The 13,749-nt window shown below is 68.6% G+C and carries 11 protein-coding genes; 5 read left to right on the top strand and 6 right to left on the bottom strand.

Features of this window, described 5'->3' with window-relative positions; translation table 11 throughout:
• Positions 1-4: 4 nt before the first annotated feature.
• Genes KPB06_RS09340 through KPB06_RS09325 form a run of 4 tightly spaced genes read left to right on the top strand, consistent with a single transcriptional unit; the run spans position 5 to position 4,618 of the window.
• Positions 5-1,213, top strand: coding sequence for a CpaE/TadZ family protein (locus KPB06_RS09340; protein WP_059577648.1), 1,209 nt, complete (start codon positions 5-7; stop codon positions 1,211-1,213).
• Between the two features lie 18 nt (positions 1,214-1,231).
• Entirely contained in the window at positions 1,232-2,599 is a 1,368-nt protein-coding gene (locus KPB06_RS09335) for a TadA family conjugal transfer-associated ATPase (RefSeq protein ID WP_059577652.1), read from the top strand.
• Positions 2,600-2,631: 32 nt separating this feature from the next.
• Positions 2,632-3,609, top strand: a complete 978-nt coding sequence (locus KPB06_RS09330) for a type II secretion system F family protein (RefSeq protein WP_059577655.1) — start codon at positions 2,632-2,634, stop codon at positions 3,607-3,609.
• Between the two features lie 34 nt (positions 3,610-3,643).
• On the top strand, positions 3,644-4,618 hold the full coding sequence (locus tag KPB06_RS09325; RefSeq protein WP_059577657.1) for a type II secretion system F family protein: 975 nt from the start codon (positions 3,644-3,646) through the stop codon (positions 4,616-4,618).
• Between the two features lie 267 nt (positions 4,619-4,885).
• Here the strand turns inward: KPB06_RS09325 and KPB06_RS09320 are convergent, their stop codons facing one another.
• The 5 genes from KPB06_RS09320 to KPB06_RS09300 all read right to left on the bottom strand — a co-directional run bounded on the left by KPB06_RS09320 (position 4,886) and on the right by KPB06_RS09300 (position 9,791).
• Entirely contained in the window at positions 4,886-5,842 is a 957-nt protein-coding gene (locus KPB06_RS09320) for a SphA family protein (protein WP_059578017.1), read from the bottom strand.
• A gap of 36 nt (positions 5,843-5,878) precedes the next feature.
• Positions 5,879-6,406, bottom strand: a complete 528-nt coding sequence (locus tag KPB06_RS09315) for a flavin reductase family protein (protein ID WP_059577660.1) — start codon at positions 6,404-6,406, stop codon at positions 5,879-5,881.
• A gap of 5 nt (positions 6,407-6,411) precedes the next feature.
• The gene (locus KPB06_RS09310) at positions 6,412-7,650 is read right to left on the bottom strand and encodes a styrene monooxygenase/indole monooxygenase family protein (protein WP_275905515.1); all 1,239 of its coding nucleotides are present in this window, start codon (positions 7,648-7,650) and stop codon (positions 6,412-6,414) included.
• 64 nt (positions 7,651-7,714) lie between these two features.
• On the bottom strand, positions 7,715-8,503 hold the full coding sequence (locus KPB06_RS09305; RefSeq protein ID WP_059577664.1) for an SDR family oxidoreductase: 789 nt from the start codon (positions 8,501-8,503) through the stop codon (positions 7,715-7,717).
• Positions 8,504-8,543: 40 nt separating this feature from the next.
• The gene (locus KPB06_RS09300) at positions 8,544-9,791 is read right to left on the bottom strand and encodes a dienelactone hydrolase family protein (RefSeq protein ID WP_275905516.1); all 1,248 of its coding nucleotides are present in this window, start codon (positions 9,789-9,791) and stop codon (positions 8,544-8,546) included.
• Positions 9,792-10,142: 351 nt separating this feature from the next.
• Here KPB06_RS09300 and KPB06_RS09295 point away from each other — a divergent pair, with 351 nt between their 5' ends.
• Positions 10,143-11,168 carry an AraC family transcriptional regulator gene (locus KPB06_RS09295; RefSeq protein WP_059577669.1) on the top strand — a complete coding sequence of 342 codons (1,026 nt, stop codon included), beginning with the start codon at positions 10,143-10,145 and terminating at the stop codon, positions 11,166-11,168.
• A gap of 76 nt (positions 11,169-11,244) precedes the next feature.
• Here the strand turns inward: KPB06_RS09295 and KPB06_RS09290 are convergent, their stop codons facing one another.
• Entirely contained in the window at positions 11,245-13,740 is a 2,496-nt protein-coding gene (locus KPB06_RS09290) for a xanthine dehydrogenase family protein molybdopterin-binding subunit (protein WP_275905517.1), read from the bottom strand.
• Between the last annotated feature and the right edge of the window lie 9 nt (positions 13,741-13,749).

Genomic DNA, 13,749 nt, shown 5'->3' with positions numbered 1-13,749 from the left:
CGACATGATCAACATCCTCGTAGCTTCCGACGATACCGCGCGGCTTTCGCAGATCGCGCGTCTCGTGGCCGACTGCGGACGCTATCGCACGACGCGCGCCACCGGCCGCCCGTCGCAGATCGAACATCGCACCGACGGGCTCGACGCGTTCGACATCCTGCTGATCGACGGCACGTCGCTCGAGCCGTCCGAGCTGTCGGCGATCGAGCGCATCTGCCGCGCGCATGCGGGCCTGACCTGCATCCTCGTGACGGCCGACGCATCGCCGCACGTGCTGCTCGATGCGATGCGGGCGGGCGCGCGCGACGTGCTGCAGTGGCCGCTCGATCCGCAGGCGCTCGGCAACGCACTCGGCCGGGCGGCCGCGCAAAGCACGCCGCGCGATACCGACGACACGCGCATCGTGTCGTTCATGTCGTGCAAGGGCGGGGCCGGCACGAGCTTCGCGGCCGGCAACGTCGCGTTCGAGATCGCCGAGGGCTTCAAGCGCCGCGTGCTGCTGATCGACCTGAACCAGCAGTTCGCCGACGCGGCGTTCCTCGTCAGCGACGAAGCCCCGCCGTCGACGCTGCCGCAGCTGTGCGCGCAGATCGAGCGGCTCGACAGCGCGTTTCTCGACGCGAGCGTCGCGCACGTGACGGACAACTTCCACGTGCTCGCGGGCGCGGGCGACCCGGTCAAGGCTGCCGAGATGCGCGAGGACGCGCTCGAATGGATACTCGGCGTCGCCGCGCCGCGCTACGACTTCGTGATCTTCGACGTCGGCGTCGCCATCAACCCGCTGTCGATGGTCGCGCTCGATCGCAGCGACCAGATCCAGATCGTGCTGCAGCCCGCGATGCCGCACGTGCGCGCCGGCCGCCGGCTGCTGGAGATTCTCGTGTCGCTCGGCTACTCGACCGACCAGATGCGGCTGATCGTGAACCGCACGACGCGAGCGAGCGAGCGCACCCGCACCGCGCTCGAGGAAGTGCTCGGCCTGCACGCGGCCTGCACGATTCCCGACGACGCCGACACCGTGCTCGAAGCGATCAACCAGGGCCATCCGGTGTCGCGGCTCGCGCGCGGCTCGGCGGTCGCGCGTGCGTTGCAGGGCTGCGCGAAGCAACTCGTCGACGGCGGAGTGCGCGCGGGACGCGGCGCGACGCACAGCGAACCGTTGATGTCCCGGCTGTTCGGTCGCAAGGCCACGCCGAAGCTCAAGTCGATGTAATTCTTTCGGGGAACCATCATGTCATTGCGCGAACAGATGTCGTTGCACCGGGCCCAGCCGCTGGCGGCGGGCAGCGAGCCGGCCGGCCCGGCGCATTCGTCGGTGCGCGACGCATACCAGAAGCTGCGCCGCGAAATTCACCTGGCCGTGCTCGAGCGCGTGGAGCTCGAGCGCCTGTCGCGGCTGCATCAGGATCAGGTCCGCATGGAGATCGGCTCGCTGATCGCGCGCATCCTCGACGAGGAGCGGATGCCGGCGAACGACATCGAGCGGCGCCAGCTCGCGATCGACGTGTACGACGAGATGTTCGGCTTCGGCCCGCTCGAGGCGCTGCTGCGCGACCCCGGCATCTCCGACATCCTCGTGAACACCTATCGGCAGGTCTACGTCGAGCGCTGCGGGCAGCTCGAACTGACCGACGTGACGTTCTACGACGACGCGCACCTGATGAAGGTGATCGAGAAGATCGTGTCGCGCGTGGGGCGCCGCATCGACGAATCGAGCCCGATGGTCGATGCGCGGCTGCCGGACGGCTCGCGCGTGAACGCGATCATCCCGCCGTCCGCGATCGACGGGCCGCTGATGTCGATCCGGCGTTTCGCGGTCAACCCGTTGAAGATGGACGACCTGGTGCGCTTCCACAGCCTGACGCCGCCGATGGCCGAGCTGCTCGACGCGCTGTCGCGCGCGAAGGTGAACGTGCTGGTGTCGGGCGGCACGGGCAGCGGCAAGACGACGCTGCTCAACATCCTGTCCGGCTTCATTCCGCGCAACGAGCGGATCGTGACGATCGAGGACGCGGCCGAGCTGCAACTGCAGCAGCCGCACGTGCTGCGGCTCGAAACGCGTCCGCCGAACATCGAGGGCAAGGGCGAGATCACGCAGCGCACGCTGGTGCGCAACGCGCTGCGGATGCGCCCGGACCGGATCATCCTCGGCGAAGTGCGCGGCGCCGAAGCGCTCGACATGCTCAACGCGATGAACACGGGCCACGAAGGCTCGCTCGCGACGATCCACGCGAACACGCCGCGCGACGCGCTGACGCGGCTCGAGAACATGGTCAGCGTGTCGGGCCTGACGCTGCCGCCGAAGACGATGCGTCAGCAGATCGCGTCGGCGATCTCGGTGGTCGTGCAGGCGGCGCGGCTGACCGACGGCAAGCGCAAGATCGTCAGCATCCAGGAGCTGACCGGGATGGAAGGCGACATCATCAACATGCAGGAGATCTTCACGTTCAAGCGCACGGGCGTGGACCGCGACGGCTCGGTGCGCGGCCACTTCTGCGCGACCGGCGTGCGGCCGAAGTTCGTCGAGCGACTGCAGGCGTTCGGCATCAACCTGCCGGATTCGCTGTACGACCCGTCCGTGCGTTACGAAACGGACTGACGACAGGCGCCGTGTGCTGCCGGGGAGGCCTCATGAATGCGATCTTTTACGGTTTTGTGATTCTTACCTTCGTCGCGGTCGTGCTGTCGATCGAAGGCATCTATCAATGGTGGAACGCGCGGCACGGCACCGCCGCGCGCCGGATCGAATCGCGCATTCGCGCGATGTCGGCCGGCGGCAACGTCCAGCAGGAGCGGCTGTCGATCCTGAAGAAGCGGATGCTCGACGAGTCGAAATCGTTCGACCGGCTGCTGCTGCGCATGCCGCGCGTGCACGCGCTCGATCTCGTGATCCAGCAGTCGGGCCTCGACTGGACGCTGCCGAAGCTGATCACGCTCAGCGCGACGTTCGCGGCGTTCGCGTGGTTCGCGGCGAGTTTCGCGCGCTTGCCGCAACTGGCCGCGGTGCCGATCGCGCTCGTCGCCGGCTGGATGCCGATGGCGTACGTGCTGCGCTGCCGCGCGCGACGGATGCGCAAGCTCGAGCGGCAGTTGCCGGACATCTGTGACATGATCGCGCGCGCGCTGCGCTCCGGTCATTCGTTCACGAGCACGCTCGGGATGGTCGGCGACGAGTTTTCCGAGCCGATGGGCGGCGAGTTCCGCGTCACGTTCGACGAGGTCAACTACGGCGTGTCGCTGCACGACGCGCTGATGAACCTCGCGACGCGCGTGCCGGTGCAGGACCTGCGCTACTTCGTGATCGCGGTGCTGATCCAGCGCGAGACGGGCGGCAACCTGGCCGAGCTGCTCGACAGCATCGCCGGGCTGATCCGCGAGCGCTTCAAGCTGTTCGACAAGGTGCGCGTGCTGTCGGCGGAAGGGCGGCTGTCGGCGTGGATTCTCGGGCTCTTGCCGTTCGGCACCGCGGCGGTGATGGCGCTGCTGAACCGCGAATTCCTGTCCGTGCTCTGGGAGGATCCCGCGGGCATCCGGATGGTCGGCACGATGCTGGTGTCGATGCTGTTCGGCCTGTTCTGGATCCGCCGAATCGTGCGCATTCGCGTCTGACGCGCGCCGAATAACGAACCGTTGCGAGGTTGTCATGCAAAACCTGAGCGTGGTCCAGGCCGTGATGCTGGGCGGCTTGTTCATCTTCGTGGCCGGCGGCGTGCTCGTCGCGATGCTGCTGTTCGCGCCGCGCAGCATCCAGCGCCGAATCGAGCAGGCCGGCGGAGCCGGGGCGGGCGCCGTCGCCGGCCCGGGCGACGGCGACGACATGGCGTCGCGCTGGGTCGCGAAGCTGGTCGAGCTGTCCACCCCGATCTCGAAGCTGTCGGTGCCGAAGGAAGGCTGGGAGAGTTCGCCGCTGCGCATCCGGCTGATGAATGCCGGCTGGCGCAACCAGAGCGCGGCCGCATTGTATTTCACCGCGAAGACGGTGCTCGCGCTCGGCCTGCCGTGCGCGGCGCTGCTGGCGCTGATCACGACGTCGCTCGGCGACGAGCGCGCGCTGCTGTCGCTGATCCTCGTCGCGCTCGCCGGCATCGGCTACTACATCCCGAACGTCGTGCTGTCGCAGCGGGTCAAGGTGCGCCAGCAGAAGATCTTCGAGGATTTCCCGGACGCGCTCGACCTGCTGACGGTGTGCGTCGAAGCGGGGCTCGGGCTCGACGCGGCGCTGATGAAGGTGAGCGAGGAACTGCGGTTTCGCAGCGAGGTGGTCGCGAGCGAACTCGATCTGCTGCTGCTCGAGATGCGCTCCGGCTTCACGAAGGAAACGGCGCTGCGCAATCTCGCGCTGCGCACCGGCGTGGAGGACATCGAATCGTTCTGCGCGATGCTGATCCAGGCCGACCGGTTCGGCACGAGCATCAGCGAATCGCTGCGCGTGCTGTCGGACATGCTCCGCACGCGGCGCCGGATGCGCGCGGAGGAACGCGCGGCGAAGATCGCGCTGAAGCTGCTGTTCCCGCTGATCTTCTGCATTTTCCCCGCGCTGATGGTGGTGCTGCTCGGCCCGGCGATGATTCACGTGTATCGCGTGCTGCTGCCCACGTTCGTCGGCATCGCGCAATGAGCGATGCACGGATGCGGCTGCGTTCGCATCGATACAGGCTACGTGTGCCGGCCTCCGGTCCAATCGGCGGCCGGCACCGCGACAGGCTTCATGGAGGCTCCCTCCCCAGGCGGCGCCGCGAGACAGATCGACCATAGCGGCGACAATGCATCCTGGACCCATGGTCGATCATGGAACAAGCCGTAGTCCACCGCCTTCACGGCTGCCCCCTACTGCTAACCGTTTGACACGGCGTGCGCCGGATCGGGGCGGCCGGCGCGCGGTGCGTCACTGAAAATGATGCACGTAGCGCAGTACCATCCGCGTCCCCTGGGGCCGGTTGCGCGCATACGTCTCGAAGTACGCGTTGAACAGCAGGTGATCGTGCGGCGAGAAGCTGACCATCGCCCCCGGCCCGATCGCGAATACCGCTTCCCGCGTGCCCGGCACCTCGTGCCCGTTGGCCTTCATGTCGGTGGTCTGGCGCAACCAGTAGCCGTTGAGGCCCAGCCGCAGGCCGGGCCGCACTTCGTACTCGGTCGCGAAGTTCACGTGGATCGCCTGGCCGGCCTGCGTCGACGTCACGTCGGGCCCGAGTGCCGTGGCCGGCCGATGGTTGGTCGCGTTCCACAGATAGTGCAGCCGCCACGATACGGTCCATTTCGGCGTGAGCCACAGCGTCGCCGCCCAGTACGGATCGAACGACCAGAAATGGCTGCCCGGATTGATCGCGCGCGACGGATCGTACGCGCCGGTCGGCACGATGAACTGGAATTCGACGCGCTGCGCGAAGCGCGGGCCCTGCGCGCCCATCACCGGGTCGAACTGGACGAACGGGCCGATCAGCAGATCGCCGAAGCCGGCGCGCGCATTCAGCGCGACGTTGCCGATGCCGTCGTCGGTCCGCGCGGACGCGATCCACGGCAGGATCACGTCGAGGCCCGGATGCATGCCGGCGAACGTCAGCGGCGACTGATAGACGAGCTGGCTCAAGCCCGCGAACAGGTCGATGTCCTGCTTCGGCAACCCGACCTTGTTGCCCGCATTGTCGTTGACGCGGCCGGCCGTGTAGTACTGCAGGTATTGCGTGCCGTACCAGCCGGCGCCGGCCGGCGGCATGCCGTCGAGGAAACTCGTCATGCCGAGGTTGACGGCCGGCAGGTCGGCCGCAAGGGCCGGCGCGTGGCCGGCGAGACCGACGAGCGCGAAGCCCGCGGCGACGAGCAGGCGAGAGCCGAATTTCATGTTCACCACCTCCTGGATATTATTTGTATGTACTAATCAAAACGCGCGCGAAAGATCGGGGTGATCGGCGATCGCGCGATACTGGCCGGCATGGAACACGAGCGGCGCCTTGCCGAACGCGTCGAATTGCTCGATCTCGCCGATGAAGAGCAAATGATCGCCGCCTTCGTAGTGGCCGACGTTGCGGCACACGAAGCGCGCGCTCGCGCCGTCGAGGCAGGGCACGCCGCCGCTTTCCGACTCCGCGTGCGGCACGCCGTCGAACTTGTCGGCGCTGGGCGTCGCGAAGCGGCGCGACAGGTCGATCTGGTCGTGCGCGAGGATGTTGATCGCGAAATGGGTCGCCGCGACGAAATCCGGGCGGCTCGGCGCGACCTTGCGCAGGCTCCACAGCACGAGCGGCGGATCGAGCGACAGCGACGAGAACGAATTCGCGGTGAGCCCCACCTTGCGCCCGTCGGCCGCGCACGTGGTGATCACGGTGACGCCGGTCGGGAACTGTCCGAACGCGGCGCGCAACTGCATCGGGTCGAGGGCCGGACGGTCGGTAACGGTCGTTTCCATGACGGTTACTCCGCTCGCACGCTGTGTTGCCGGATCAGCGCCGCGCACGCCGACGGCTCGAACCACCACGGCGAGAACCGGCGCGGATCGTCGAAGCCGTCGACGATCACCTTGGCAAGCGACGGCGACTGGCCGGCCGCGCCGAGCAGTTCGAGGATGTGCGGCGGCGGCGGGGTGAGCAGCGAGTTGGTCCAGCGCACGACATGCTGCGCATAGGCCCAGTAGCTTTCGAACGTCTGCTGCATCCAGTCTTCGCCGAACGGCGCGGCGTCGCGCGCGACGATCGCCGCGAAATACGCGTTCGCGCATTTCGCGGCGTTGTTCGAGCCCTGGCCGGTGATCGGATCGTTGACCACCACCGCGTCGGCCATCCCGAACACGGTGCGGCCCGACGGCAGCCGGAAGAACGGCTTGCGTACCGTCGGCGCGAAGCGCCCGGCCAGCGTGCCGTTCGGATCGGTAAGCTCGACGTCGCGGCAGCGCTCGAATTCCCACGGTACGTACTGCTGCAGGAACGACAGGCTCCGGTCCAGATGCTGCTCGGGCGTCTTCACGTCGGCCCAGCAGTCGAGCGGGCCGCCCGGGATGCCTTCGAACACCATGATTTCGCACGGGCCGGTGGTGGTCAGCGCGGGAAACACGAAGTACTCGCCGATGCCCGGCAGCAGGTTGAAGCGCACGCGCGAATACGGCTCGCTCGGCGTCATCCCTTTCACGTAGGTGAGCGCCAGCGCGCGCTGGGGGCGGTCGAACGGGCTGCGCGCATCGTCGCGGCCGAGCAGGTTGACGATGTCGCCCTTGCCCGCCGCGAGCAGCACGAGGTCGTGGCTGCTCGCGAGTTCATCGAGTTCGGGCACGCCGATGTCGCCGATCCGCACGTCCGCGCCGCGGCGGCGGACGCCGTCGAGCCAGTCGGCCATCTTCACGCGCTGGTCGACCGACTGCGCGTAGCGGGTCAGCCGCGACGACCAGTCGATCACCTTGCGGCCGTTGCCGTCCGGGTGCGGCACCGCGATGCCGATGCCTTCGACGGACGGGCACGCTTCCTCCCACGTATTCAGGCCGAGATCGCGCTCGATCTGCAGCGACGTGTGGAACATGCACTGGCTCGACATGACCTTGCCCGAGCGGATCTGCTCCGCGTCGCGGTTGGTCGCGAGCGTGACGTGGTAACCCTGGTCGAGCAGGGCGAAGGCAAGTTGCAGGCCGGACTGGCCGGCGCCGACGATAGCGATGCGTCTCATGGGAGTGTCCTTGGTTGGCCGTGTGGCGGCCGGAATGATTGCGTGAAGGGGCGGCGCGAAGCGGTCATTCCGCGAGCCGCGGAATCGCCGGTACCGCCTGTTCGGGGCCCATCGCGGCATAGCCGCCGTCCACCGCGTAGTCGGCGCCCGTCACGAAGCTCGCGGCGTCGCTGCACAGGAACGTGACGACCTGCGCGACTTCCGACGGATCGCCGACGCGGCCGAGCAGGTGGAACGGCGCGGCGACGCGATCGGTCTTCGCGCGGTCGCCGTGCGTCAGCTCGTCCATCACGCGCGACCAGGTCCAGCCCGGCGACACCGAGTTGACGCGAATGCGATCGGGCGCGAGATCCATCGCCATGCTGCGCGTGAGCTGTCGGATCGCGGCCTTGGAGGTCGGATACAGCCAGCGGCCGGTCTGCGCGCACTGCGCGGAGATCGAGCTGAAGTTGACGATCGCGCCGCCGCCGCGCCGGGCCATGTGCGGATGCACGGCCTTCGCGAGCATCGCCGCCGACACGACGTTGACGTCCATCGCCGCGAGCCAGTCGTTGCGGGTCGCGTGGATGCCGTTGTCGACGTAGCTGCACGCGAGGTTGACGAGCACGTCGATCGCGCCGAACCGTTCGACGATCGTCGCGATCGCGCGCTCGATCGCGCGGTCGTCGGTGATGTCGAGCGCGAGGAACAGCGCCCGTTCGCCGAGCGATGCGGCAACGCGTGCGCCGTTGTCCGCATCGAGATCGAGGATCGCGACGCTCGCACCGGCGCGGCTCAGGTCCTGCGCGACCGCGGCGCCGATCAGCGTGGCGCCGCCGGTGACGAGCGCGACTTTGCCAGCAAGGGCATTCATGGGGTGTCTCCGGGAATCGTGGGGTGAGGATGGGGCCGCGTCAGCGCGCCTTCGTCGACGGTGCGCTGTCGTGCCAGCGGCGCATCAGGCCGTTGGACGGCACGGTTTCGTCGAGCAGCTTGCGGGCCGTGTCGACGCCGGCGACCGGCAGGCCGGACGGGTCGAGCAGGCCGATCTGCACGAGCACGCTCGCCTGATCCCAGTAAATGTGCTCGTGATAGAGCTTGTCGCCGCGAAACTTGACGATCGCGACGAGCGGAATCTCGACGCGCTTGCCGGTCGGCGCGACGCCCGGCAGCATCCAGTCGATCTCGGTGGTGTGCGTGAAGCGGAACAGCAGCTCGTCGACGATCTGGCTCGCGCCGATCGTGCGCGAGATCGGCGTGATCGTCGTGTCGGGCGGGTTCGCATGCACGAAGTGATGCGTGTAGAAGCGCTTGAGCTCGTCGTGGCCGACGCCGCCCGTCAGCGTCGGAATATGGTTGACGTACGGCTCGGCGACCATCGTGGCCATCGTCGCGTCGACGTTGCGCGTGTCGAACTCGTGCTTCAGGTGCGTTTCCCACAGCGCGGACAGGTCGTAGTGCGGGCCGAGCGCGGCGCGGAACGCGGCGATCGCGCGCTGGTGAGCCATGACCGCGGCGGCCTTGTCGAAATGATCGCCGCCGGCGCGGGCGAACGCGTGATCGACGCCGGGGTAGACGTACACTTCGACGCCGTCGCGGCCCGACAGCGCATCCGCGATGCGCTGCTGTGCGTCGGGGGGGCAGAAGCGGTCCTGCGCGGCGATCTGCAATACGAGCCGCCCGCGCAGGTGCGCCGCTTCGTCCAGCGCATGCTCGATGCCCACGCCGTAGTAACTGACCGCCGCGGCCACGCCCGGCAGCCGGCACGCGGCGAGATAGGCGAGCTTGCCGCCGAGGCAGTAGCCGAGCACGCCGGCCTCTCCCGTGCATTCCGGCCGCTGGCGGAGCATGTCCAGCGCGGCGCCGATGTCCTCCACGCCCTTGTTTTCGTCGAATTCGCGATAAAGGGCCATCGCGCGCTCGAAATCGGCCGCCGCGTAACCGAGCTCGATCCCCGGCGACTGGCGCCAGAACAGGTCCGGCACGAGCACGGTATAGCCTTCCTCGGCGTAGTAGTCGGCCACGTCGCGCATCGTCGCGTTCGCGCCGAAAATTTCGTGACAGAGCACGATGCCCGGCCCGGTTCCGCCGGCCGGCGTGCTCAGGTACGCGCGGAACGCGCCGCCGTCCGGCGATGGAACCTCGATGTGACGTCCGTTCATGTGTCCCTCCATGCTGTGGGTTTCGGTGACGGGCCCAGTATTGGCGGACGAAATGCGCGCTTCTATCCGCTTTCTTCGGCCGTTATCCGCGAACTCCGGAAACCTGCGACAGCGGCCGCGGCGGGCCGGCGGGCCTCGGCGGACCGCGGGTATGTGCGGATGCGGACAGCCCGCACAGTTTTCTACGATGCGCGAACGGTCCGCTTCTTGCGTGGCTTGGGCTGGACTTGCGTGTTTCGCGGGACGGACTGTCCGGATACTGCGAGCGCTGTCCGGATCGTGCGACGGATTCCCCGAGATCGGGAATGCGTGCACGGCGCGAGTGCGATCGAGCACGACGGGAGAACTTCGATGGCGCAATTTTCCGAAACCGGCTGGCTGGCCGACGCCGCCTGTTTCAATCACGACACGCTGCTGCTGGAGTCGAACGACGTCGACGAGGTGCGCGCGCGCGTCGCCGACGTGTTCAAGCCGCACCGGCTCACGCCGACCGGCGAATCGCGCGCGCTGCACAGCTGCATGCATCATGCGCGCTGGGGCAACCTGTCGTTGAACCTGCTCGATTACGGCGGCGGCGTCAGCATCGAGCCGGGGCCGCTCGAACATTTCTTCCTGCTGCAGATTCCGCTGCGCGGCCACGCCGAGATCGAATGCGGCGCGACGCGCTTCGTGTCGTCGCCGGGCACCGCGTCGCTGCTTTCTCCGACGCTGCCGCTGAAGATGCGCTGGGGCGATGCGTGCCCGCAGGTCATCCTGCGCATCGAGCGCGAAGTGATGGAGCGCCACGCGCAGCGGCATTTCGGCGACGACCGGCGCGCGAGCGTCGAATTCGAACCGGAATTCGACCTGGCGTCGCCGCAGGGTACCTGTCTCGCGCAATTGCTGCCGGTGCTCGCCGGCGCGATCGCGACGGACGCGCATCCGCTGCGTCATCCGCTCGCGTTCGAGCAGCTCGAATCGACGCTGCTCAACCTGCTGCTGCACGGCCACCCGAACAGCGCGCGCAACGGCACGCGACACGTGCCGACGGCGCTTGCGCCGTTCTACGTGCGGCGCGTGGAAGAATACATTCGCGCGCATCTCGACGAGCCGCTGACGATCGAACGGCTCGCCGAACTCGCGGGCGTCAGCCCGAGCACGCTGTTCGCCGGCTTTCGCCATCGCCACGGGATCACGCCGATGGGCTTCGTGCGACAGTTGCGGCTGCAACATGTGCGCGAGGAACTGCTGGCCGGCGACACGTCGGGGCTCGCGTCGGTCACCGACGTCGCGCTGAAATGGGGCTTCGCGCACCTCGGGCGGTTCGCGATCGAGTACAAGCGGGCGTTCGGCGAATCGCCGTCGGCGACGCTCAGGATGCGGCGCGGGCGGAGTTGAACGCAACGGCGGGAACGATGCCCCGCCGCCGCGCCGGTCGGTGCGGCGGCTGGTCCGGAGGCGCGTGCCGTGCCGCCTAGGTCACCGTTCCTTTCTTCAGTTCGTCGATGCACGGGATGCCCGCGCGCCGTTTCGGCCGCAGGAATTTAGGCACCGTGCTCGCCTGGCCGACGCCTGCGTGGCTTTGATCGGTCCTCGGCTTCGACGCGACCGGCTTGGCCTTGCGCGGCATCCGGCAGCCGCCGGCCGGCAGGTCGCCGTATGGGTCCTCGTCGACGGCGGCCGCAGGGGCCGCCGGCATCGCGGGGGTGGCCGATGCGACCCGCATCGGCGCGAACGGTAACGCATGCAGCCGCTCGCCCGTCAGCACGAACGCACCGTTGGCCACCGCCGGCGCGATCGGCGGCACGCCGGCGTCGCTCAACCCGGTCGGCCGAGCGTCAGACGGCACGAAGAAGACATCGACCGGCGGCGCTTCCTGCATGCGCACGGGCGGATAGTCGGCGAAACCGGCGTTGCGGACGGCGCCATGGTCGACGTCGATCGCAAAGCCCGGCTTCGTCGTGGAGAGGCCGAACAGCGCGCCGCCCTGAATCTGCGCTTGCGCGCCGGTCGGGTTGACGATGCGGCCCGCATACACGCCGGCCGTCACGCGATGCACGCGCGGCTGCTGCGCTTCGATCGACACGTCCGTGACGTATGCGACGACCGAACCGGCCGTTTCGTGCATCGCGACGCCCCACGCGTGCCCGGCCGGCAGCGTGCGCGTGCCGTAGCCGGACTTGTCGACGGCCAGCGCGAGCGCCTGGCGATGGGGCGCGTGCTCGGGGCCGGCCAGCCGCGCCATCCGGTAGGCGACCGGGTCCTGCCGCGCCGCGTGCGCGAGTTCGTCGACCAGCGTTTCCATCACGAACGCAGTATGCGTATGGCCGCCCGAACGCCATGATTGGACCGGCACGTCGGCGTCGGTCTGATGGACCGATACCTGCATCGGGAAGCCGTACGGGTTGTTCGCGACGCCTTCGGTCAGGCCGGGATCGGTGCCATGCTCGAGCATCGTCGTGCGCTCGAGCGGCGAGCCCTTCAGCACCGACTGGCCGACGACGACGTGCTGCCAGTCGCGCACGGCGCCGCTGCCGTCCACGCCGATGTCGACGCGATGCAGCACCATCGGGCGGTAGTAGCCGCCGCGCAAATCGTCCTCGCGCGTCCAGATCGTCTTGACCGGGCCGAGATGGCCGGCCGCGAGATACGCGGCGGACACGCGGGCGGCTTCGACCACGTAGTCCGACGTGGGGGTCGAGCGCCGGCCGTAGTCGCCGCCCGACGTCATCGTGAAGATCTGGACTTTCTCCGGCGCGACGCCGAGCGCTTTCGCGACCGCGGCGCGATCGGCCGTTTGCAGCGACGAGCCGCCCCAGATCTTGATCCCGCACGCGCAGTTCGCCGGCCCGACGTCGACCGTGCAGCTGAGCGGCTCCATCGCCGCGTGGGCGAGATACGGAAATTCGTAATCCTTCGCGATTCGCGTGGCCGCCGGCGGCGCGCCGCCGGCGTCGGCCGTGCGCACCAGGGTTCCCGGCGTGCCGGCGAGCTGTTTGTACGCCTGCATCTGTTCGGCGGACGTGACGGTCGAGCCAGCGTCCTTCCACGTGATCTTCAGCGCATCGCGGCCGAGCTTGGCCGGCCAGTAGCCGTTCGCGATGACGGCCACGCCGGTGCCGCCGCGATCGGTCTGGATCTCGACGACCTCGACCACGCCCTTGACGGCTCGGGCCGCCGCCGCGTCGTAGCTCGCGACCTGCCCGCCGAAGCGCGGCGGGCGCGCGACCAGGGCCACCTTCATGTCCGGCAGGCGCCAGTCCATCCCGTACTTGAGCGTGCCGTCGAGCATCGGGCGTGCGTCGATGCGCGGTGTCGGCTTGCCGATGAGGCGAAACTGGTCCGGCGACTTCAACGGCACCCGCCGCGGTACCGGCATCGCCATCGCGGCGGGCGCGAGCTCGCCATAGGTCGCGCGGTAGCTGCCGGACGTGACGACGCCATTCGCGGTCCGGCACGTGGCCGGATCGACGTTCCAGCGTTGCGCGGCCGCGGCGACGAGCATCGCGCGGGCGGATGCGCCGAGTTCGCGATATTGCGTGAACGAGTGATTGACCGACGTCGAGCCGGCCGTCATCTGGATGCCCGTTACAGGGTCCTTGTACGGCTCGCCAGCGGGCGCGAGCACGGTGCGCACGTTGCGCCAGTCGGCATCGAGTTCGTCGGCCAGCGCCATCGGCAGCGCGGTGCTGACGCCCTGGCCGGACTCGGTGCGGTTGACGGCAACGGTCACGGTGTTGTCCGGCGCGATGATCAGGAATGCTTGAGGTGGTGAAAACTGCGGGGCTTTGCCCGCTTCGGCCGTGGCCCGGGTCGGCGCGATGCCCAGCGCCAGGCAGCCGCTTGCCGCCATCGTGAGCTTCAGGAAGCCGCGCCGGCCGAGTTTCGGAGAACCTGTTCCGGCGGCCGGCGAAGCGTCGGAGTGGGGGGTGTCGGTGCTCGCCGGGCGCCCGGCAGTGCGAGTACGCATGGTCAATGT

The organism is Burkholderia semiarida, assembly GCF_029268935.1.
GTDB classification, from domain to species: Bacteria; Pseudomonadota; Gammaproteobacteria; order Burkholderiales; family Burkholderiaceae; genus Burkholderia; species Burkholderia semiarida.
Note: the sequence above shows the minus strand (reverse complement) of the source record. Positions and strands in the feature narration are given on the sequence as shown.

Coding starts and splice junctions, on each gene's coding strand:
- KPB06_RS09305 (WP_059577664.1), bottom strand. CDS start 8,503: ATGAATGCCCTTGCTGGCAAAGTCGCGCTCGTCACCGGCGGCGCCACG.
- KPB06_RS09325 (WP_059577657.1), top strand. CDS start 3,644: ATGCAAAACCTGAGCGTGGTCCAGGCCGTGATGCTGGGCGGCTTGTTC.
- KPB06_RS09330 (WP_059577655.1), top strand. CDS start 2,632: ATGAATGCGATCTTTTACGGTTTTGTGATTCTTACCTTCGTCGCGGTC.
- KPB06_RS09300 (WP_275905516.1), bottom strand. CDS start 9,791: ATGAACGGACGTCACATCGAGGTTCCATCGCCGGACGGCGGCGCGTTC.
- KPB06_RS09315 (WP_059577660.1), bottom strand. CDS start 6,406: ATGGAAACGACCGTTACCGACCGTCCGGCCCTCGACCCGATGCAGTTG.
- KPB06_RS09290 (WP_275905517.1), bottom strand. CDS start 13,740: ATGCGTACTCGCACTGCCGGGCGCCCGGCGAGCACCGACACCCCCCAC.
- KPB06_RS09340 (WP_059577648.1), top strand. CDS start 5: ATGATCAACATCCTCGTAGCTTCCGACGATACCGCGCGGCTTTCGCAG.
- KPB06_RS09335 (WP_059577652.1), top strand. CDS start 1,232: ATGTCATTGCGCGAACAGATGTCGTTGCACCGGGCCCAGCCGCTGGCG.
- KPB06_RS09310 (WP_275905515.1), bottom strand. CDS start 7,650: ATGAGACGCATCGCTATCGTCGGCGCCGGCCAGTCCGGCCTGCAACTT.
- KPB06_RS09320 (WP_059578017.1), bottom strand. CDS start 5,842: ATGAAATTCGGCTCTCGCCTGCTCGTCGCCGCGGGCTTCGCGCTCGTC.
- KPB06_RS09295 (WP_059577669.1), top strand. CDS start 10,143: ATGGCGCAATTTTCCGAAACCGGCTGGCTGGCCGACGCCGCCTGTTTC.